The 18903-nt window shown below is 53.2% G+C and carries 19 protein-coding genes, 1 tRNA gene and 1 rRNA gene; 12 read left to right on the top strand and 9 right to left on the bottom strand.

Annotated elements, in window-relative coordinates; all coding sequences use genetic code 11:
- Positions 1 to 9: 9 nt before the first annotated feature.
- The 3 genes from G536_RS32055 to G536_RS31350 form a co-directional block, all read right to left on the bottom strand.
- Complete coding sequence (locus G536_RS32055; RefSeq protein ID WP_033369514.1) at positions 10 to 480, bottom strand: hypothetical protein; 471 nt, start codon at positions 478 to 480, stop codon at positions 10 to 12.
- 233 nt (positions 481 to 713) lie between these two features.
- Entirely contained in the window at positions 714 to 1103 is a 390-nt protein-coding gene (locus G536_RS30405; RefSeq protein ID WP_157530443.1) for a hypothetical protein, read from the bottom strand.
- Positions 1104 to 1209: 106 nt separating this feature from the next.
- Entirely contained in the window at positions 1210 to 1749 is a 540-nt protein-coding gene (locus G536_RS31350) for a hypothetical protein (RefSeq protein WP_071837660.1), read from the bottom strand.
- 318 nt (positions 1750 to 2067) lie between these two features.
- Here G536_RS31350 and G536_RS0106190 point away from each other — a divergent pair, with 318 nt between their 5' ends.
- From G536_RS0106190 to G536_RS0106200, 3 genes are all read left to right on the top strand, one after another.
- A complete protein-coding gene (locus G536_RS0106190) occupies positions 2068 to 2472 on the top strand; it encodes a thiol-disulfide oxidoreductase DCC family protein (RefSeq protein WP_022822722.1) in 405 nt (134 codons plus the stop codon).
- A gap of 66 nt (positions 2473 to 2538) precedes the next feature.
- Entirely contained in the window at positions 2539 to 3543 is a 1005-nt protein-coding gene (locus G536_RS0106195) for a zinc-binding dehydrogenase (RefSeq protein WP_022822723.1), read from the top strand.
- A gap of 110 nt (positions 3544 to 3653) precedes the next feature.
- Positions 3654 to 3938, top strand: coding sequence for a hypothetical protein (locus G536_RS0106200; RefSeq protein ID WP_022822724.1), 285 nt, complete (start codon positions 3654 to 3656; stop codon positions 3936 to 3938).
- A 112-nt stretch (positions 3939 to 4050) separates the two neighbouring features.
- Here G536_RS0106200 and G536_RS0106205 read toward each other — a convergent pair whose 3' ends face one another.
- Both G536_RS0106205 and rfaD read right to left on the bottom strand, forming a co-directional pair.
- Positions 4051 to 4401, bottom strand: coding sequence for a nuclear transport factor 2 family protein (locus tag G536_RS0106205; RefSeq protein WP_022822725.1), 351 nt, complete (start codon positions 4399 to 4401; stop codon positions 4051 to 4053).
- Between the two features lie 109 nt (positions 4402 to 4510).
- Positions 4511 to 5479 carry an ADP-glyceromanno-heptose 6-epimerase gene (gene rfaD / locus G536_RS0106210; protein WP_022822726.1) on the bottom strand — a complete coding sequence of 323 codons (969 nt, stop codon included), beginning with the start codon at positions 5477 to 5479 and terminating at the stop codon, positions 4511 to 4513.
- A 270-nt stretch (positions 5480 to 5749) separates the two neighbouring features.
- On the opposite strand from rfaD, the gene G536_RS0106215 reads away from it, so the two are divergent.
- The 4 genes from G536_RS0106215 (at position 5750) to lpxB (ending at position 9489) form a co-directional block, all read left to right on the top strand.
- A complete protein-coding gene (locus G536_RS0106215) occupies positions 5750 to 6685 on the top strand; it encodes an ABC transporter substrate-binding protein (protein WP_022822727.1) in 936 nt (311 codons plus the stop codon).
- A gap of 38 nt (positions 6686 to 6723) precedes the next feature.
- Complete coding sequence (locus G536_RS0106220) at positions 6724 to 7725, top strand: FecCD family ABC transporter permease (protein ID WP_022822728.1); 1002 nt, start codon at positions 6724 to 6726, stop codon at positions 7723 to 7725.
- A 96-nt stretch (positions 7726 to 7821) separates the two neighbouring features.
- Positions 7822 to 8238, top strand: a complete 417-nt coding sequence (locus G536_RS0106225; protein ID WP_022822729.1) for a 6-pyruvoyl trahydropterin synthase family protein — start codon at positions 7822 to 7824, stop codon at positions 8236 to 8238.
- Between the two features lie 141 nt (positions 8239 to 8379).
- A complete protein-coding gene (gene lpxB, locus G536_RS0106230) occupies positions 8380 to 9489 on the top strand; it encodes a lipid-A-disaccharide synthase (RefSeq protein ID WP_026879889.1) in 1110 nt (369 codons plus the stop codon).
- A gap of 71 nt (positions 9490 to 9560) precedes the next feature.
- Here lpxB and clpX read toward each other — a convergent pair whose 3' ends face one another.
- The 4 genes from clpX to G536_RS0106250 all read right to left on the bottom strand — a co-directional run bounded on the left by clpX (position 9561) and on the right by G536_RS0106250 (position 13379).
- Entirely contained in the window at positions 9561 to 10784 is a 1224-nt protein-coding gene (clpX, locus tag G536_RS0106235) for an ATP-dependent Clp protease ATP-binding subunit ClpX (RefSeq protein ID WP_026879890.1), read from the bottom strand.
- Positions 10785 to 11027: 243 nt separating this feature from the next.
- Positions 11028 to 11738: a ClpP family protease gene (locus G536_RS0106240; protein WP_022822732.1), complete on the bottom strand. Its 711-nt coding sequence runs from the start codon at positions 11736 to 11738 to the stop codon at positions 11028 to 11030.
- 108 nt (positions 11739 to 11846) lie between these two features.
- On the bottom strand, positions 11847 to 13220 hold the full coding sequence (tig, locus tag G536_RS0106245; protein ID WP_245575752.1) for a trigger factor: 1374 nt from the start codon (positions 13218 to 13220) through the stop codon (positions 11847 to 11849).
- 77 nt (positions 13221 to 13297) lie between these two features.
- Positions 13298 to 13379 (bottom strand) — tRNA-Leu (locus G536_RS0106250).
- Positions 13380 to 13653: 274 nt separating this feature from the next.
- On the opposite strand from G536_RS0106250, the gene G536_RS0106255 reads away from it, so the two are divergent.
- The 5 genes from G536_RS0106255 to G536_RS0106275 form a co-directional block, all read left to right on the top strand.
- Positions 13654 to 15861, top strand: coding sequence for a RelA/SpoT family protein (locus G536_RS0106255; RefSeq protein WP_022822734.1), 2208 nt, complete (start codon positions 13654 to 13656; stop codon positions 15859 to 15861).
- A 156-nt stretch (positions 15862 to 16017) separates the two neighbouring features.
- Positions 16018 to 16491, top strand: a complete 474-nt coding sequence (locus G536_RS0106260) for a Fur family transcriptional regulator (protein ID WP_022822735.1) — start codon at positions 16018 to 16020, stop codon at positions 16489 to 16491.
- Positions 16488 to 16835, top strand: coding sequence for an STAS domain-containing protein (locus G536_RS0106265; protein WP_022822736.1), 348 nt, complete (start codon positions 16488 to 16490; stop codon positions 16833 to 16835). Before G536_RS0106260 ends, G536_RS0106265 begins: the two co-directional genes overlap by 4 nt.
- Positions 16835 to 18106 carry an adenylosuccinate synthase gene (locus tag G536_RS0106270; protein WP_022822737.1) on the top strand — a complete coding sequence of 424 codons (1272 nt, stop codon included), beginning with the start codon at positions 16835 to 16837 and terminating at the stop codon, positions 18104 to 18106. Before G536_RS0106265 ends, G536_RS0106270 begins: the two co-directional genes overlap by 1 nt.
- A gap of 719 nt (positions 18107 to 18825) precedes the next feature.
- A 16S ribosomal RNA gene (locus G536_RS0106275) occupies positions 18826 to 18903 on the top strand; the annotation flags it as partial.

An 18903-nucleotide genomic window follows, 5' to 3' on the forward strand; every position in this document is an offset into this window, starting at 1 on the left:
GCATATTGCTTAGCGGGTGGTGCTGCCGCTAGTAGAGCCCGAAGTGGTAGAACCGCTGGTGGTCATGCCGCTAGTAGTACGGCCTGCGTTTTTGCTGCCCCGTACTTTGCTGCCGCTAGTGGTGCGGCCCGAGGTGGTAGAACCGCTTCGACGGCCCGAGGTCATGGAGCCTGATGTGCTGCCCGATGTCGTCATAGAGCCTGAAGTAGTGCCATAGCCGGTGGTCGAGCCACCTGTACTACCTGAGGTAGTGCCTGAAGTCATCGAGCCCGAGGTAGTGCCGGCCGTAGTGCCCGATGTCATCGTGCCGGAAGTAGTGCCTGCTGTTGTACCTGAGGTGGTGGTGCCGGAGGTCATAGTACCAGCAGTTGTGCCGGCAGTTGTACCGCCCGTGGTGGTTTGAGCCAAGGCTGAGCTACCCGAAGCAGCTACTAATGCAGTGATGAGAGCAGCAGAGAGGAGGAAAGAGGACTTTTTCATAGCTGAAAGAACAATGGGAAAGGTGGAATCGGTTGGATGATGGATGACAATGATGCTTCTACGGCATCGAGTTAGCAAACGACTAAAAATGCGTATACGAATAAATACGCATTTTTAAAAGCTTCTCTTGCGGTAAACACCGGTTGAGCCTTCATAAACATCTGTAGTTAATGGTCTAGGCTAGGTTAGTAGCACAATTGGCTACCATTAACTGCGCAAAGCCCACGGGTGGGCTATTGATTTTGGCCGCCGGTTGTGGCACTGCTGCCCGATGTAGAAGCCCCAGTAGTACCGCTGGTGCTGCCTGCACCTGTACCTGAGGTTACGGGGCCATTGCCCATGGTGCCACCGTTGGGGGTGCCGCCCGTAGAGCCTGATGTCGAGCCCCCGCTAGCAGGATTTTCGGCTTGGCCTGCTGCGGCTCCTGCGTCAGAGCTCATCGAGTCTTGTTCGGTATTGGAAGTGCCGTTGATGTCGGAACTGCCATTGGCATCGGAGTCGGTGGCCATGTCGCCGGAGCCCGTGCTGGGTTCGTTGGAACTGCTGCCACCACTGCAAGAACTGAAAGAAAGGGCGGCCCCCAATAAGGCAGTTGTTATTAGGTTGATACGGGGTATGAACATGCTATATATAAGGAAAAGAGGAGAACAAAACAGACTGTACCCCTTCTACGCTTCGGCCGCAAAGAAAGCCTAGAGTAAGACTGCCTTTGCGGCCGAAGCGTAAATATTAGGTAGTTGAGCCACCGGTAGAGCCTGAGGTGGTACCAGAAGTTGTGCCGCTAGTGGTACCTGAGGTTGTACCACTTGTAGTGCCCGACGTGGTACCGCTAGTGGTGCCACTCGTAGTCGTACCGCTAGTTGTTCCAGAAGTAGTTGTGCCGGAAGTGGTGCCACTTGTAGTGCCGCTGGTTGTACCAGTTGTGGTTGTGCCGGAGGTAGTTCCGCTGGTAGTAGTACCAGCAGTAGTACCGCTCGTGGTAGTGCCAGAAGTTGTGCCACTCGTAGTACCTGAGGTAGTGGTACCGGAAGTAGTACCACTCGTAGTCGTGCCCGAGGTTGTTCCGGAAGTGGTACCGCTGGTAGTCGTGCCCGAGGTTGTTCCGGAAGTAGTTGTGCCAGATGTAGTGGTACCGCTTGTAGTGCCCGAGGTGGTCGTGCCCGAGGTAGTGGAAGGGGTGCTACCGTTATCGTCGTCGTCGCAGGAGGTCATTCCTAGCGATAAGGTTAGCAGAGCAGCCGGAATGGCCAATAGCCAGTTTTTTTTCATAGCGCAGAAAGAATTGGTGGTGGAGGAAAACTCTTTCGTTATACGCTGATAGGAAAAGTGCAACACCTGGACAATAAGCGAATTAGTACTGATTTTTGGAGAAAAAAGCGGAGAGAAAAACACGTAATGTGTCCTTTTGTCTTTGTAGTCGACTGTTGTATAGTGTTTTATATATGTGTTAATGCACTAACCGAAGCCCCAAAACCACTAGCGCTCAACTCGGGTTACAAACAATACACCTAGCTTCTAGCAGACTGCGTATTGTTATTGCAGTCCACTTCGTAAGAAAGGCTGCTTGTCAAATTTTAGACTACTACTATGGCTTCTCCCGCCGCCGTAATTCTGTTCGATGGAGTTTGTAACCTCTGCAATGGTTTCGTACAGTTCGTTATCAACCACGACCCTACTGGCCATTTTCAGTTCACCTCCTTACAGTCGGAAGCGGGGCGGGAACTATTGGCCCAATACGGGGTGCCTGCCGTCATTGAGCCCGAAACGGTTATGCTCGTCCAGAATGGGCAGGTTTACACCCATTCCACGGCGGCACTGCGTATACTACGGCAGTTGCGGGGGCTATGGCCGGTGCTATACGCGGGCATGCTGGTGCCGCGTCCTCTCCGCGACTGGGTATACCGCTTCATTGCCCGGCACCGCTACCAGTGGTTCGGCCGGGAAGAAAGCTGCTGGCTGCCCACGCCCGAATTGAAGGCTCGGTTCTTATAGGCGCTTGCTTCCAAGTCGTCATTCCTGTTTCCTTTACCACTCCAGTCACCGCAACTCCTCGTTTACATGCAAGCTCTTGTTCTTGATGGTATCAATCAACCAGTTCAGTTACGGGAAGTGCCCACGCCCCAGCCCGGTCCTGGGCAGGTGCTGGTCCGCCTCCATGCCGCCGCCCTCAACCACCGCGACGTCTGGATTCAGAAGGGCCAGTATGCCGGGCTAAAGTTTCCCATTATTCTGGGTTCAGATGGCGCAGGTAGCGTTACCGAAATAGGGGAGGGAGCCGACGAAAGCCTCCGCGGACAGGCCGTAATCATCAACCCCGGCCACAACTGGGGCGACAACCCCGCCGCGCAAGGCCGTGACTTCTCGATTCTGGGGCTGCCTCAGGATGGCACGTTTGCTGATTACGTGTGCGTGCCCGCCCGCTACGTGCAGCCCAAGCCCGCGCATCTGTCATATGAGCAGGCGGCGGCCCTGCCGCTGGGTGGCGCTACGGCCTACCGGGCGTTGTTTACGCGGGCGGCTCTGCAACCCGGCGAGCGGGTGCTGATTAGCGGTGTTGGGGGCGGGGTAGCCCTGCTGGCTCTGCAAATGGCGGTAGCTGCCGGTGCCGAAGTGTGGGTAACTTCCAGTTCAGAAGAGAAAATCGAAAAAGCTGTGGCGCTGGGCGCCAAAGGCGGCATCAGCTACAAAACTGAGAAGTGGCCCGTCGAACTTACCAAGCAAGCGGGCGGCGGCTTCCACGTACTGGTAGATAGCGCCGCCGGCCCCGGCTTCGGCGACTTGATTGATGCGGCAACTCCCGGTGGCCGCATCGTGTTCTATGGCGCCACCCATGGCAACATTCCCACGCTGGTCGCGCGCAAAGTGTTCTGGAATCAGCTTTCCCTGTTGGGTTCTTCCATGGGTACCGAGCAAGATTTTGCGGGTCTGTTGCGCTTCTTCGACGAGCATCAGCTGGTGCCCATCGTGGACGAAATGTTCCCTTTGGCCGAGGGCGAAGCCGCGCTGCGCCGCATGGATGAAGGGCAGCAGTTTGGTAAGTTGGTTTTGAAAATAAATGACTGATAATCAGAGTTTTAATTAAGGATAAGTTAGGTAAAAACTTCAGTGCCAAGGAATGAAAACAGGGGGTGAGCTGTTATATAGTCGATAAGAATTTAACCAAGCTCACGCCCATGAAAACGCCCGCCGAATACCTGCAATGCCCGGTTTTTGACCTCACGTATCCTACGGGCGAATCTGCTGAGTCAGTACCCGTAGTTAGCTACCACGACGCCCTGCAAGCCGTGGAAGCAGCCCTTGCCGACGCCGAGAAATACCGGTATCTGCTGATGCGCGCCTTGCGCCGCACCAATGCTGCCAACACCGTTGCGCCGTCGCTCATCCCCACCTTCCCGGTGGCCCCCGAAACGCCCGTGCTGCCGCTCTATCCCAATGGCGACGACGAAATAGCCGCGTAACGAGTTTTCGTTTTGTAAACGCAAAAGCCCTCCTGACTACGGTAGTCGGGAGGGCTTTTGCGTTTGGCTGGATATCAGTTGATTGAACTGTTCGATTTGGGGCAGTGCGTTGCTACCCTTGCTCGATGTCCATCTGCCTGAACAGGCTATCCTGAATTGTGTAGATGTGCTTCACTGGACCATCGAACAGCAGTTGTCCCTGCTTATCTTTCACCACTTGATGCACGGCAACTTCCAGTCTGCCGTCTTCTCGCTCGCTAAACCCAGTCGGCTCAACGTAGGGGTCTAGCTCCTGCCACTGCCGCAGCCAATAGTCGCGCACGTCCTCGTGGCCCGTTGCGTAGTCGCCTTCCCATGCTTTCGACCAGCGCACCTGTGGGTGAAAAGTGGTCAGAACGGTTGGAATGTCGCGGGCATTGAAGGCGGCGTATGCTTTCCGAATCAGAGCGTGATACTGTTCCATAAGTGAAGCGGAGTAGACCTATTTGTAGGAAGAAGTAAGCAGGAATCGGATAAGCGGTACTAACTGCTAGGCGCGGCCTTTCTTATGTAGCGAAACAGCACCAGCCGTACTACAGATAAACCCCAGGCACCAAATAGTTGCGCACGTAGTCTTGCACGCCATCTTCCAATGACGTAAACGGCCGGTCGTAGCCGATGCTGCGCAGCTTGCTCATATCGGCCTGGGTGAAGTACTGGTACTTGTCGCGGATATCCTCGGGCGTGTCGCGGAACTGGATGTCGGCGGTGCGGTCCAGGGCAGCGAAGGTGTTCAGGGCTAAATCCAGGAAGGTGCGGGCTTCACCGGTGCCTAAGTTGTAGATGCCAGAGTTTTGGCGGTGCTGCATCAGAAAGAAGCACACTTCCACCACGTCCTTCACGTACACAAAGTCGCGCATCTGGCCGCCGTCGGTGTAGTCGGGGTTGTGGGAGCGGAATAGCACCATCGAGCCCGATTTCTGAATCTGCTCGAAAGCGTGCAGAATCACCGACGCCATGCGGCCCTTGTGGTACTCGTTGGGGCCGTACACGTTGAAAAACTTCAGGCCGGCCCAGAAAAACGGCTTTTCCTCCTGGTTGACTGCCCAGTTATCGAATTCGTTCTTGGAGTCGCCGTAGGGGTTGAGGGGCCGGTAGAGTGGCAGCAGTGCGTCGTCCTGGTCGGAGTAGCCGAGCGTGCCCGACCCGTACGTAGCCGCCGACGAAGCATACACCAGTGGCAACTGGTACTTCACGCAGGCCTGCCACATCTGCTTGGAGTAGTTCAGGTTCAGTAAATCCAAGATGGCGCGGTCCTGCTCGGTGGTATCGGTGCGGGCTCCGAGGTGGAAGATGAATTCCACCTGTTCGTGGTTGGTGTCCAGCCAGTCGAAAAACTCGGTGCGGTCCACGTATTCGCGCAGGTGCTTGCCTTTCAGGTTGGCGAGCTTGCGCTCCACGGCGAAATTATCCACCACCACAATGTCGTTGAAGTTGGCGGCGTTGAGGCGGGTGACAAGGCAGCTGGCAATAAAGCCGGCCGCTCCGGTTACAACTATCATAGAAGAGAAAATTAAATCCGGAGCTAACCGGATTTTTGGGATTTCACGGATGCAGTGGCCCCACAGATAAGGCTTCTGGCCGACGAAGGTAACGCCATATTAGGCGAAATGCTGTCCGGCTCAACCCAGGTGGCTTGCGCATCTGAAACGGACGAGTACCGCTGACTGTTTGCCTATTCTATCAATAGGGTGTTCTGGAAAACACGCTTTTGCTCTCGCTAAATCTGATTGGCCTCAAAAATTCGAGTTTAATGCGTGACTTTTGCGGCCATGCTCCACCTTCCTTCGCGCCGGCTCCTGAAGCTGCTGCCGCTCCTCTGGCTGCCGCTGGCCTGCCAACCCGATAAGCCGAAAGCTACCGAAGCTACCGAACCGGCTGCAACCACACAGCCGCAAACCCAGCAACTGCGCGACGACCTGGGCCGCCAGCTCACGGTGCCGGCCCGGCCTCGCCGCATCATGGCGCTGGCTCCCTCCATGACCGAAATGCTGTACGCCGTAGCCGATACGGCTACCATCATTGCCCGCACCCAAGTCTGCGACTATCCTACGGCTGTGCTGCGCAAGCCAATCGTCAATAGCTACCCGCTGGACATGGAGAAGCTGGTGGCCATGCACCCCGACGTGGTGTTTACCGTGGAAGGCATTACCTCGCTCGATGATGCGGCTCGGCTGGAGAAATTCGGCGTGCCCGTGTACTACCAGCGTTTCCAAAGCCTCGACGACGTATTTCGTGGCCTGCGCGACCTGGGCCGAATCCTGAACCGGCAGCCCCAAGCCCGCCACCTCACCGATTCTTTACAGGCCGAACTAGCTGCCATTACCAAGGCTGCTCCAGCCACCCAGGCCCGCCCGCGCGTGCTGGCCATCACCTGGCAGGACCCCATTTACGTGTATGGCCAAAACACGCTCTTCACCGATAAAATCAAGGTGGCCGGCGGCCAGAACGCCGTAACCGAGAAGTTCGCTCAGCCTTACCCGGCCCTTACCCGCGAGTACATTCTTAAACTGAACCCCGATGTGCTCATCGGCGGCAGTTTCGGTAAGCTGGATAGCACGTTCTTCAAAAACTACCCCGAACTCAAGCGAATTAAAGCCTACCAAACGCGCCGCGTGTACGGCATCACCGGCAACCTGATGGAGCGCCCCGGCCCCCGCGTGGTGGAATCGGTGCGCGAGTTACAGAAGCTGGTGACCAGTAAGTAATTGTGGTTCCGCGCTACAGCAATCAATAAGCCTACTCGATGAACCGACACGCCTTGCCCTGGATTCTGGCCAGCCTGCTGCTTATGCTGGCGCTGGTGGTGCTGGGCATGCGCGTAGGCAGCTACGACACCGATTACGCCCTCATAATCGAGGCTCTGACGCACTACAACCCTCAGAACCCAACCCACTTAGTGCTGGTGGAACTGCGGCTGCCCCGCATATTGCTGGCTTTGCTGGCGGGCGGTGGCTTGGCCTTCAGCGGGTATCTGATGCAGGCGATGGTCAACAATCCTCTAGCCGATCCTTATTTGTTGGGTACTGCGTCAGGGGCATCATTGGGCGCTATTTTCTGCTTTTCGTCTCTGCCTAGCCTAGTTTGGGGTGGTTTCTATTTGCCGCCACTTTTCGCGCTGGCTGGGGCACTGATAACTACGCTGGTTGTAGTGGCCGTTGGTACGCGGCGCGGCCAAGTAATTCCGGCGCAACTACTGCTGGCTGGCGTCGCCGTTGGTTCGCTTACCACGGCTATTGGCGGCGTATTCACGTTTTTGTTGGCCACTCAGGAGAAGCTGCGGAGTGTTACGTTTTGGGCGGCGGGCAGCTTCGAGCGGGCGGGCTGGGCGGAACTGCCGTATCCGGCGGTGGCCCTAGTGGCGGCGTTGGGGCTGTTTGTTTTCCTGCAAAAAGACCTCACCATCCTGATGCTAGGGGAGGAGCGGGCCCAGGGCTTAGGCGTGGATGTGGCACGTACCCGCTGGCTGCTTCTCATTACGGCGTCAGTGCTAACTGGCTGTGTGGTAGCGCTGTGTGGGCCAGTTGGGTTTGTGGGATTGGTGGTGCCGCACCTCACGCGCTGGTTGCTGGGCGTGACGGGCCGGGCCAATCCGCTGTTCTGTGCTTTGCTCGGCGGCAACTTCCTACTGGCCTGCGACCTGCTGGCCCGCTTGCTGTATCCGCCGGCCGGCTTGCCCGTAGGCTTGGTCACGGCCCTGTTCGGCGTACCGTTCTTCGTATATTTGCTGCGCAAAAAAGGGTCTTAGGGTCTTGGGGACTTAGGCTTCTGATTCACGTTGTACGACCTGTATCAAGTTGAAAGTCCAAGATCCTACTGCCCCAATACCCTAAGATTCCAATCAATGATTTACATCAGCCGGCAGGAACACTTCAACGCGGCGCACAAACTCTACAACCCCAAGTGGAGCGAGGAGCGCAACAAGGAAGTGTTTGGCCCCTGTGCCAACACCAACTGGCACGGTCATAATTTCGACCTCATCGTGACGGTAAAAGGCAAGCCCGACCCCGACACCGGTTTCGTCATCGACCTCAAGCAGCTCAGCACCCTCATCCGCACCCACGTCATCGACCAGGTTGACCACAAAAACCTCAACCTCGATGTGCCGTTCATGGCGGGCCAAATGGCCAGCACCGAAAACCTGGCTATGGCTTTTTGGCAGATTTTGGCCCCCGAAATCGAGCGTATTTCTCCAGCCCGTTTGCACAGCATCAAACTCTACGAGACTCCCCGCAACTTCGTGGAGTATTTAGGGGAGTAAGTGGTTGATAAAGTCAGCACGCGAGATGCAGCGGCGCCGCCGGAGCATCTCGCGTGCTGATGTTGAAGCAGTAATCCAGTGTCAGTACGTGCGCTGCTTCGGCGCCGCCGCTGCATTCCAGAAAAGTTGTTTACCAACTACATGAAATACTACCTGATAGCCGGTGAGCGGTCCGGCGACTTCCACGCTGCCAACCTCATGCGGAACCTAGGCCAGCAAGACCCCCAGGCCGAGTTTCGGGGCTGGGGCGGCGACATGATGAAGGCCGAAGGTGGTACGCTCGTGCATCACTACCAGGAAATGGCCATTATGGGCTTCTGGGAAGCTGCCACTAGCATCCTCAAATTTCGGGGGTATCTGAAAGAGTGTCAGCGCGACTTGCTGGCCTACCAGCCCGATGTGCTGATTCTGGTGGATTATGCTGGCTTCAACCTACGGGTTGCCAAGTTCGCGAAGGCGCACGGCATCAAGGTATTCTATTATATTTCCCCTAAAATTTGGGCCTGGAACCAGAGCCGAGTTCACACCGTCAAGAAGCTGGTAGACAAGATGTTCGTCATCCTGCCATTTGAGCGGGAGTTCTACCAGCGTTTCGGCTATGATGTCGATTACATCGGCAACCCGACCGCCGATGCTGTAGCCGAGCACCAGAAAACCATCGATTTCCACCAACGCCACAACCTCGACCCGGCCCGGAAAATAATTGCCGTACTTCCCGGCTCGCGCAAGCAGGAAATAGAGGAAATGCTCTACGAAATGGTGGCCATCCTGCCGCCCTTCCTCGACTACCAGTTCATTGTAGCCGGTGTCGATAACCTCGACCGTAATTACTACGCCCACTTCGAGCGCAACAACGTCCGTATCCTCTTCAACGAAACCTACGACCTCCTAGCCCACTCCACCGCCGCTCTAGTTACGAGTGGTACCGCCACGCTGGAAACCGCGCTGTTCGGGGTGCCACAAGTAGTGTGCTACCGTACCAGCGCTGTTTCCTACGCCATTGGCAAGGCCGTTATCAAGGTGCCCTACATTTCGTTGGTTAACCTTATTGCAGGCCGTGAAGTAGTGAAAGAGCTAATCCAAGGCGAATTCAACTCTCGCAACCTTGTGCAGGAGCTGAAAAAAGTAACTGTCAACGAAGAGTTTATCACCCAGCAAAAAGCCGGCTATACCGAAATCCGCGAGAAGCTAGGCCGCCAGAACGCCGCCGAAAAAGCCGCCAAGCTGATGGTGGGATATCTGAAAGAATAAAGTACCTCGCACAAAAGCAGAAGGCCCCAACGAAATTGTTCGTCGGGGCCTTCTGCTTTTATGCTGCGTTATTACGCTGCGCGCAACTGCTTCATCGGCGACTGCTCGAACTTGCTACGAGCATATTCCAAGTCGATAACTAACTCCTTGGTTTCGGTTTCCGAAGGCATATCGAACATAGCGTCGGTCATTATGCCTTCGCAGATGGAGCGCAAGCCACGGGCGCCGAGGCGGTACTCATCGGCTTTCACCACAATATACTCCAAGGCACCTTCCGTAAAGGAGAGTTGCACGTCTTCCATCTCAAACAGCCGTTGGTACTGCTTCACGATAGAGTTCTTGGGCTCCGTGAGAATTTTGCGTAGGGTGGCGTGGTCGAGGGGGTTGAGGTGCGTGAGCACCGGCAGGCGGCCAATCAACTCCGGAATCAAGCCGAAAGCTTTCAAGTCTTGAGCTGTTACGTAGCGCAGGAAATTGTCGGTATCTACCTTTTCTTCTAGCTGGGTTTTAGCAAAGCCAATCGGCTTGGTGTTCAAGCGGCTCTTGATGATGCGCTCAATGCCTACGAAAGCGCCCCCGCAAATGAAGAGTATGTTTTCGGTGTTTACCGTAATCATCTTCTGCTCGGGGTGCTTGCGGCCACCATGCGGCGGTACGTTTACTGTAGTACCTTCCAGCAGTTTCAGCATCGCCTGCTGTACACCTTCGCCGCTCACGTCGCGGGTGATGCTAGGGTTGTCGCTCTTGCGGGCAATTTTATCGATTTCGTCGATGTAGACGATGCCACGCTCGGCTGCTTCCACATTGTAGTCAGCTGCTTGTAGCAGGCGCGTCAAAATGCTTTCTACGTCCTCACCTACGTAGCCAGCTTCGGTAAGCACAGTAGCATCAGCAATGCAGAAGGGCACTTGCAGAATGTTAGCCAGCATGCGGGTCAAGAATGTTTTACCAGTGCCAGTTTCGCCCACCATGATGATGTTGGACTTCTCAATCACCACATCATCCTTCTGCGGCTTCTGCATCAGGCGCTTGTAGTGGTTGTATACCGCCACCGACATCACTTTCTTGGCTTCGTCTTGGCCCACCACGTACTGGTCGAGATAATCTTTCATCTCCCGCGGCTTCACCAAGTTGAACTTGGGAGTCTTCGAGTTCGACCGAATCTTATTTTCCTCGTTGAGAATTTGCTGGGCCTGCCCGACGCAACGCTCACAAATGTGCGCGTTGATGCCGGAAATCATAACCGAGACGTCTTTTTTGCTCTTACCGCAGAAGGAGCACGTTATATCTGCCATTGCTAAGGAAACTCTCAAGTAGAGGAGATAGGTAAGTAATTTTCATCACCTACCTCAAAGGTACGAAAAGGCCAACGCCGCGCACGAGGAAAAAAGTGCCGCCACGGTGAGGCTTCTATATAAAAGGAAAAGCCCGCCAAAGCGGGCTTTTCTAAGGAGCGTAAGCTCTGAGCGTGTGATTAAAAGCTGTGCTATAATGTGTTAGGAGGGTCACTCAGCACATTAGGTAGTAGCTTCAAATGACTATGCGGCAGGCTTCTTTTCCAGCACTTCGTCGATCAGACCATACTCTTTGGCCTCATCGGCGCGCATCCAGTAGTCACGGTCGGAGTTATCGTGAATCTCCTGGTAGGTTTTGCCGGTGTGCTGCGCCAGAATGTCGTACAGTTCTTTCTTCAGCTTGAGAATCTCGCGGGCCGTGATTTCAATATCCGACGACTGGCCTTGTGCGCCACCCGAGGGCTGGTGAATCATAACGCGGGCGTGGGGCAGAGCCGAACGCTTGTCTTTGGCACCACCAGCTAGCAACACTGCACCCATCGAAGCCGCAAGGCCGGTGCAGATAGTAGCTACATCGGGATTAACGTACTGCATGGTGTCATAAATGCCTAAGCCAGCGTACACCGAACCACCCGGCGAGTTGATATACAGCAGAATGTCTTTCTTGGCGTCAACCGACTCCAAAAACAGGAACTGTGCGGTGATAATGTTGGCAATGTAATCGTCAACGGCCGTGCCCAGGAACACAATCCGGTCCATGATCAAACGCGAAAACACGTCAATCTCAGCGAAACGCGTTGGGCGCTCCTCAATTACGGAACGAGTCATGCCCGTTGGCAACATCAGGCCACCTTTTGCCTGACCTTCAATATGATGCAGATACTGGTCCACACCCAGGCCGCTGAGGCCCTGGCCCTTCACAGCGAATTTGCGAAACTCTTGTTTGTTCAGCATGGGAGAAATTAGGAGATGTAAGTAGCTAAAACGAAACCGTTGGGCAACAAAAAAGCCCGTACGGCAAGTAAGGGCTTTTTTGTTGGTTAGAAAACCGGAACGATAACCTTAGCCAGCGTTCTGATTGCGGAAGTCCTCAGCCGTAATCGGGTTGTCGTTAACAACAACTTTGCCGCGTAAGTTTTCCACTACTTTCTCTGCCAGAATGGCCTCATACTCCTGTACGTAGTTCTTGCCGTTGTCCTGACGTAGGAAATTGTCAGCAAAGCCACGTACCGATTCTTCCAATTCTGGAGTCATTTCCATGTTGAACTGGCCCAGAATCTTCTGCATCGTGCGGTCTACGATTTCCTCGTTGTCAACCTTTAGGCCTTGCTCCTCAACCACTTTGTTTCGGATCATCGACCACTTCAGCTCCTTAGCGTAGTCATCGTAGTGCTCCTCAATCTGCTCGGCGGTCAGTTTGCCTTCGTTGGCGCGCAACAACCATTTCTTGAAGAATTCAACTGGAATCTGCACCGTGGTGTTCTCCACCATCTTGTCGATGATGGTGCGGTTGATCAAATTGTCAGCTTCCCGGTCGTAGTTTTCCTGTACCGTTGTGCGCACTTTTTCGTCGAACTCCTCTTTTGAAGTCACGATGTCTTTGCCGAACACTTTGTCGAACAACTCCTGGTTCATCTCAGCAGCTACCGTACGGTTGATTTTCTCAACATTCAGCACGTATTCGCCTTCTGCAGCCTCAGAATCCTCTTTGCTCAGGCCCGTAACGCTAGCAATAGCCGTTGCGTCACCGTCGAAAGCTTCTTTCAGGTTGAACGTGATGCTGTCTTCCGGCTTCACGCCTACAAACTTGTCAGCACCATTCTTTACTTTTTTGATGGGCAGCAATACCGGACGGCCTTCGCCTTCCTCATCGGCCTTTTTCAGCTTGCCGTACAGCGAGTCACCTTCTTCCGAAACCTCGGGGTTGGTGCTCTCGCCGAACTGACGCTCAATCTGCTCGTAGGTTTCCTGTAGGGTAGCCTCATCGAGCTCTACTTTATGACGGTCAACCGTAATGCTTTGGTCGGCTGGAAGTTCGAAGTCGGGCAGCAAGCCCAACTCGAAAGGAAACGAGAATTCTTTTTCGGTGTCAAAATTCACGTCGGTTGGCACCGGTAGGGGCTCACCCAGAATTTTGAGGTTGTTTTCTTTGATGTAGCCATCAACTGCTTTGCCTAGCAACGCATTGATCTCATCGGCCAAAATACCTTTGCCGTACATTTTGCGCACCAGCGTAGCCGGTACTTTACCTGGGCGGAACCCTTTGATTTGCGCCTTCTTGCTGTAGTCCTTCAGTTTGGCATCTACAGCGGGAGCATAGTCGGCTTCCTTGAGGTTCACTGTCAGGATGGCACTCAGTTGGTCGTCTTTCTTATCGAGGGTGATGTCCAAAGCGGGTCGTCGGTTAGAGGTAAAGTACGGGTAAGCGGCGTCCAAAAACGGGGAAAAAGAAACCCCCAACGGTTGGGTTGAGGGCTCAGGGCTTGTTTTCGGTGATGTTTACTAAATAAATGTGCGGATGGAGGGACTCGAACCCACACGCCTTGCGGCACCAGATCCTAAGTCTGGCACGTCTACCAATTTCGCCACATCCGCCTCAAGACTCGTTTGTCTCGGGGCCGCAAAGCTACGTAAGGTCTTTGAAAAACCAAACGTCTATTCCATCATTATCTGTAAAAGTTATTTGTTTCCTGAACTACACGGAGCACTAACACCACGCAATAGCCTCAGTGATAAGAGAGAAGAAGCTGACTGCTTAGTTGTTAGGCAACACTCAACCTTTTGGTTGCCATCCGTTGTTTATAAGCCACCCCTTGCTTCGTACTTTAGCATTTATTGACCTTTGGCGCTTCGGCGCTGCCTACTCATCATGGCCACCTTGATCGACCCCGAAGTAGAACGTCAGGAAATCCTGCGCCACTACCGCCGCCTACTCCGCACTGCCAAGCCTTACTTGAAAGAAGGCGACGCGAAACTGATTAAAAAGGCTTTCAACACGTCATTGGAGGCGCATAAGGAAATGCGCCGCAAATCGGGCGAGCCTTATATTCTGCACCCGTTGGCCGTAGCCCAGATTGTAGTAGAAGAAATTGGCCTGGGTACTACCAGTATTGTGGCCGCCTTGCTGCACGATGTGGTAGAGGATACCCCCTGGGAGATTGCCGACGTAGAGCGAGAGTTCGGTACTAAAGTAGCCCGCATTGTCGATGGCCTGACCAAGATTTCCGGGGTGTTTGAGTACGGTACTTCCGAGCAGGCCGAGAACTTCCGTAAGATGCTGCTCACGCTGTCGGAAGATGTTCGGGTCATCCTCATCAAGCTAGCCGACCGGCTGCACAATATGCGGACCCTCGACTCGATGCCGCGCCACAAGCAGCTCAAGATATCGTCGGAAACCATCTATTTGTATGCGCCGCTGGCTCACCGGTTAGGCCTTTATGCCATCAAAACCGAGCTAGAGGACCTGCACCTGAAGTACACTGACACCGAGATTTACAACGAATTATTGAACCGGGTGCGCCAAAGCCGGAGCGCGCGTAACCGCTTCATCAAGGAGTTTGTATTGCCTATTGATGACGAGTTGAAAGCCCAGGGCTTCGGCTTCGAAATCAAAGGCCGCCCTAAAAGCATCTATTCCATTCTCAAGAAGATGCGCAAGCAGAACATCACTTTCGATGAGGTGTATGACCTGTTTGCCATCCGCGTGATTCTGGATGTGCCGCAGGAGCAGGAAAAGGCGGCGTGTTGGCAGGTGTACTCCATTGTAACCGACTTCTATCAGCCTAATCCCGACCGGCTGCGTGATTGGGTAAGTACGCCCAAAGCCAACGGCTACGAGAGTTTGCACACCACCGTCATGTCGCGCTCCGGGCAGTGGGTAGAAGTCCAGATTCGCTCCCGCCGCATGGACGAAATTGCCGAGAAAGGCTACGCGGCCCACTGGAAATACAAAGACACGGGCGCTATTCAGCCCGAATCAACGCTGGAGGCTTGGATAAACAAGGTGCGTGAAATGCTCGAAACCAACAATTCCAGTGCCCTGGAATTCATGGACGAGTTCCGCCAAAACCTGTTTGTAAAGGAAGTTTATGCCTTTACACCCAAAGGCAAGCTGCTGATTCTGCCTGATAAGGCTACCGCTTTAGATTTCGCCTTCGAAATACACACCCATATTGGCTTGCAGTGTCTAGGCGCAAAAGTCAACCAAAAGCTACAGCCGCTCAGCTATCAGCTCCGCAACGGCGACCAAGTGGAGATTTTAACTTCGCAAAAGCAGAAGCCTACCGAGGAGTGGCTGCAATATGTCATTACGTCCAAAGCCCGCTCCAAGATAAAAGAGTGGTTGCGCGACGATAAGCGTAGCAAAGCCGATGATGGCCGATTCATTGTGGAGAAGCGGCTAGAACTCTTGGGGGTAGAATACTCGCAGGACAACTTCAATCGCCTGCTTGCGCACTTCAAAACCTACAACGCGCAGGAATTTTTCTATCGAGTAGCCATCGGCCAAATCGATGGCCGCGAAATAAAAACCGACCTGTTCGACCCCACTATTGAGGCACCACGGTTGCCCTCCAAGTTAGAGCCGAAAGCCTTCGACCACGAAGTACAGAAGATCAGAGGCCTCAGCGCTAACATGCTCGTTATCGGCGAACAAACCGACAAGTTCGACTATACCATTGCGCCCTGCTGCAACCCTATCCCTGGCGACGATGTGTTCGGCTTTGAAACCGAAAACGGTATTGTAATTCACCGGACTTCCTGCCCGAAGGCGGTAAAAATGATGTCGAACTATGGCAACCGCATTGTCCGCGCCAAATGGACCGACCAACTCGAACTAGCCTTTCTGGCCGGACTGCGCATCAAAGGTTCCGATAGGGTAGGGCTAGTAAACGACGTCACTCGCATTATTAGTAATAGCTTAAAAGTAAACATGCGCTCCATCACCATTGACTCAGATGATGGTATGTTTGAGGGACAAATCATGGTTTTCGTCAATGACACTGCCCATCTGAACAAACTCATTCAGCGTCTGTCGAAAGTAAACGGCGTTCTGTTAGTTGAACGATTTGATTCCTAAGACAGCTTTTAGGTTCTAAAGAGTCTTAAGTAAAGCAGGGAGTTTTAAAAGGTATATAAATGCTGTGGGCCTCTCGGCTTATAGCTGCCTTGCCTCTCGTCTCTATATCTGGTAGTTCGTACCTTTGCACACTCCTTATATATAAGGTCGCACAAAATGCTTGACAAAGAAAAATACGAGGAGGTGAAGAAAATCTTCACTGCCTACCTCGAGAATAAAGGCTTGCGCAAAACTTCAGAGCGCTACGCCATTCTAGAGGAAATATACTCTCGCACCGGCCACTTCGATGTGGAAGAGTTGTTTGCTGGAATGAAGGAGCAAGGCTTGCAAGTGAGCCGCGCCACCGTCTATAATACGCTTGATTTGCTGGTAGAACATGGCCTAGTGAGCAAGCACCAGTTTGGCCGCAACCTAGCTCAGTACGAGAAATCATACGGCTATCGGCAGCATGACCATGTCATCTGTACGGAGTGCCACAAGGTGGTTGAGTTCTGTGATCCGCGCATTCATGGTATCCAAACCATGGTCGGGGAGTTACTCAACTTCCATATCTTGCACCACTCTTTGAATCTTTATGGCGTTTGCGGCGACTGCCGCGCTAAAGCTGCCACTCGCTCTCTAGCCGAATGAAAACAGAAACCGCCGTTCAGGACGGCATCCTCTTCGTGCGCCTCTCCGGCGACCTTATCGGTAGCCCCGATACCCAGCAACTCCTCCAGTCTGTCGATCAGCATTTAGGGGAAGAGTTGCGTCACTGCGCCGTTGACCTCTCAGAAGTGCGCTACATCAATAGCACGGGTATCGGCGTGTTGGTCTCGTTGCTCACTAAATTTCGCAGCCGTGGTGGCGAGCTTGTGCTCATCAATCCCGCCGATCATCCCCGGAAGATGCTTGCCCTGACCAAACTGAACGCCATTTTTTCTATAGCCGACGACGCCACCGCCGCCGCTCAACAATTGAAAACCGTAAACTAATGCCAGTTGATGTTTTAGTAGGCCTACAGTGGGGCGACGAAGGGAAAGGTAAAATTGTTGACGTACTCGCTCCCACCTACGATGTAGTAGCCCGCTTTCAGGGAGGACCCAATGCTGGCCACACCCTCACCTTCGACGGCATTAAGCACGTCCTCCACCAAGTGCCATCTGGCATTTTTCACCCGCACATCCTCAACGTAGTAGGCAACGGCGTCGTCCTCGACCCTTTCGTATTCCGTCAGGAACTGCAAAAGCTCACAGACCGGGGTATTGATTGGGCAGCCAACCTATACATCTCTAAGAAAGCACAGCTCATTCTACCCTCACACCGTGCCCTCGACCGTATTAATGAAGAAGTGCGCGGTAGTGGAAAAATCGGTTCCACGCTAAAAGGAATTGGTCCTACGTATCAGGATAAAATCGGCCGGACTGGCCTGCGAGTAGGAGATATCCTGTTGCCTGATTTTAATCAGCGCTATCAGGAAGCAGTAGCCCGCCACGCAACTCTTGCAGCCTTCCATAACCAGAAGCTGGAAATAGAGGAGTTAGAGGCTGATTTCTTCTCAGCTATCGAGTTTCTACGTACGCTTCAGCTAACGGATACAGAATATTTATTAAACGATTTGCTAAAGCAAGGCAAGAAGATTCTAGCAGAAGGTGCACAAGGTTCATTGTTAGACATCGACTTTGGCACTTACCCATACGTTACCTCTTCAAGCACTATAGTTGCTGGCGCTTGCACCGGTCTTGGTATTGCTCCAAAGCATATTGATAGAGTGTATGGTATCAGTAAAGCATACTGTACGCGCGTAGGTAGTGGTCCATTTCCAACTGAATTGCATGATGAGGTAGGAGAGCAAATTCGCCAAGCCGGCCGCGAGTTCGGCTCCACAACTGGCCGTCCCCGTCGTTGCGGCTGGATTGATCTACCTGCCTTGCGTTATAGCATCATGCTCAACGGCGTCACCGAGATTCACTTGATGAAGGCCGACGTATTGGATGAGTTCGACGAAATTTATGTTTGCACTCACTATGAGTACCCCAATGGTCAGCGAACCGACCATTTGCCTGACCATGGTGACTTGCAGACTATGAAACCAGTCTACAAAAGTATGCCCGGCTGGAAAACCGAATTACAGCAGCTAACTGATCCACATGCTTTACCTGCAGAACTGAACGCATATGTCCAGTTCTTGGAACAGTATCTGGATGTACCTATCAGCATAGTAAGCGTAGGACCCGATAGAATCAGTACGTTACATCTCAATTAAGGGAATACACAAATAGAAGAAGGGCACCTTACAGTGCCCTTCTTCTATTTAAAACTGTACGTCTCAGATAATATTAGCAACATGCTATAGTGCTGATAAGCTGTAGCAAATAGAAACAGTAGATATTTTTCTGGATATGAATTGCATCTTCCAAATCAATACTGCACCTTTGCACTCCCAAATCGGACGGACAAGGGGACAAGAAAGGCCAAGAAAAATTTCTTCTTGTTTTCTTTGGTTGCTAAGGCCATAGTTTGCTAGATTTGCACCCCACTTCGACAGGGAGGGGGCCACAAGATAACCGCAACGAAGTAGTGTAAAACTTTTTTTGTAGTTGGTCTTGCACAGAATGAAAAGAAGCTGCTACCTTTGCAGCCCGCTTCAATCGGAGGCGAGTCAAGCGCCCGAAACGATAGAGAGTCGAAAAATAAATTTCAACTTTTCTTGCAAATCGAAAAAAGCTTCTTACCTTTGCAACCCCGAACGGAACGACGCTCGGCATAACAACAAGACCGGCAGCCACTTGAGGCTACCACACGGTTCTTCCAACGGGAGGAACACACGTTCTTTGAATGGATGGAAATGACAAATTGGTAAGCTCACTTTAGCGCTTCGGCCCCGAGTGAGAGACGCGTAACAGTAAGAACCAAGTTCTTGCAACAACGAGTCGGATCAGCACTCGACATCAGCTTACTTTCGAGTAAGTGTAGAAAATTTATACAATGGAGAGTTTGATCCTGGCTCAGGATGAACGCTAGCGGCAGGCCTAATACATGCAAGTCGAACGGGTGTAGCAA

This window comes from Hymenobacter norwichensis DSM 15439, assembly GCF_000420705.1.
GTDB classification, from domain to species: domain Bacteria; phylum Bacteroidota; class Bacteroidia; order Cytophagales; family Hymenobacteraceae; genus Hymenobacter; species Hymenobacter norwichensis.

Excerpts from the sequence above, each read along its gene's own strand:
- lpxB (WP_026879889.1), top strand. The coding sequence starts at position 8,380 with ATGAAATACTACCTGATAGCCGGTGAGCGGTCCGGCGACTTCCACGCT.
- G536_RS0106270 (WP_022822737.1), top strand. The coding sequence starts at position 16,835 with ATGCCAGTTGATGTTTTAGTAGGCCTACAGTGGGGCGACGAAGGGAAA.
- G536_RS0106240 (WP_022822732.1), bottom strand. The coding sequence starts at position 11,738 with ATGCTGAACAAACAAGAGTTTCGCAAATTCGCTGTGAAGGGCCAGGGC.
- rfaD (WP_022822726.1), bottom strand. The coding sequence starts at position 5,479 with ATGATAGTTGTAACCGGAGCGGCCGGCTTTATTGCCAGCTGCCTTGTC.
- G536_RS0106260 (WP_022822735.1), top strand. The coding sequence starts at position 16,018 with ATGCTTGACAAAGAAAAATACGAGGAGGTGAAGAAAATCTTCACTGCC.
- G536_RS32055 (WP_033369514.1), bottom strand. The coding sequence starts at position 480 with ATGAAAAAGTCCTCTTTCCTCCTCTCTGCTGCTCTCATCACTGCATTA.
- G536_RS0106200 (WP_022822724.1), top strand. The coding sequence starts at position 3,654 with ATGAAAACGCCCGCCGAATACCTGCAATGCCCGGTTTTTGACCTCACG.
- clpX (WP_026879890.1), bottom strand. The coding sequence starts at position 10,784 with ATGGCAGATATAACGTGCTCCTTCTGCGGTAAGAGCAAAAAAGACGTC.
- G536_RS0106265 (WP_022822736.1), top strand. The coding sequence starts at position 16,488 with ATGAAAACAGAAACCGCCGTTCAGGACGGCATCCTCTTCGTGCGCCTC.
- G536_RS0106190 (WP_022822722.1), top strand. The coding sequence starts at position 2,068 with ATGGCTTCTCCCGCCGCCGTAATTCTGTTCGATGGAGTTTGTAACCTC.
- G536_RS31350 (WP_071837660.1), bottom strand. The coding sequence starts at position 1,749 with ATGAAAAAAAACTGGCTATTGGCCATTCCGGCTGCTCTGCTAACCTTA.
- G536_RS0106255 (WP_022822734.1), top strand. The coding sequence starts at position 13,654 with ATGGCCACCTTGATCGACCCCGAAGTAGAACGTCAGGAAATCCTGCGC.
- G536_RS0106215 (WP_022822727.1), top strand. The coding sequence starts at position 5,750 with ATGCTCCACCTTCCTTCGCGCCGGCTCCTGAAGCTGCTGCCGCTCCTC.
- G536_RS0106205 (WP_022822725.1), bottom strand. The coding sequence starts at position 4,401 with ATGGAACAGTATCACGCTCTGATTCGGAAAGCATACGCCGCCTTCAAT.
- G536_RS0106225 (WP_022822729.1), top strand. The coding sequence starts at position 7,822 with ATGATTTACATCAGCCGGCAGGAACACTTCAACGCGGCGCACAAACTC.
- G536_RS0106195 (WP_022822723.1), top strand. The coding sequence starts at position 2,539 with ATGCAAGCTCTTGTTCTTGATGGTATCAATCAACCAGTTCAGTTACGG.
- G536_RS0106220 (WP_022822728.1), top strand. The coding sequence starts at position 6,724 with ATGAACCGACACGCCTTGCCCTGGATTCTGGCCAGCCTGCTGCTTATG.
- G536_RS30405 (WP_157530443.1), bottom strand. The coding sequence starts at position 1,103 with ATGTTCATACCCCGTATCAACCTAATAACAACTGCCTTATTGGGGGCC.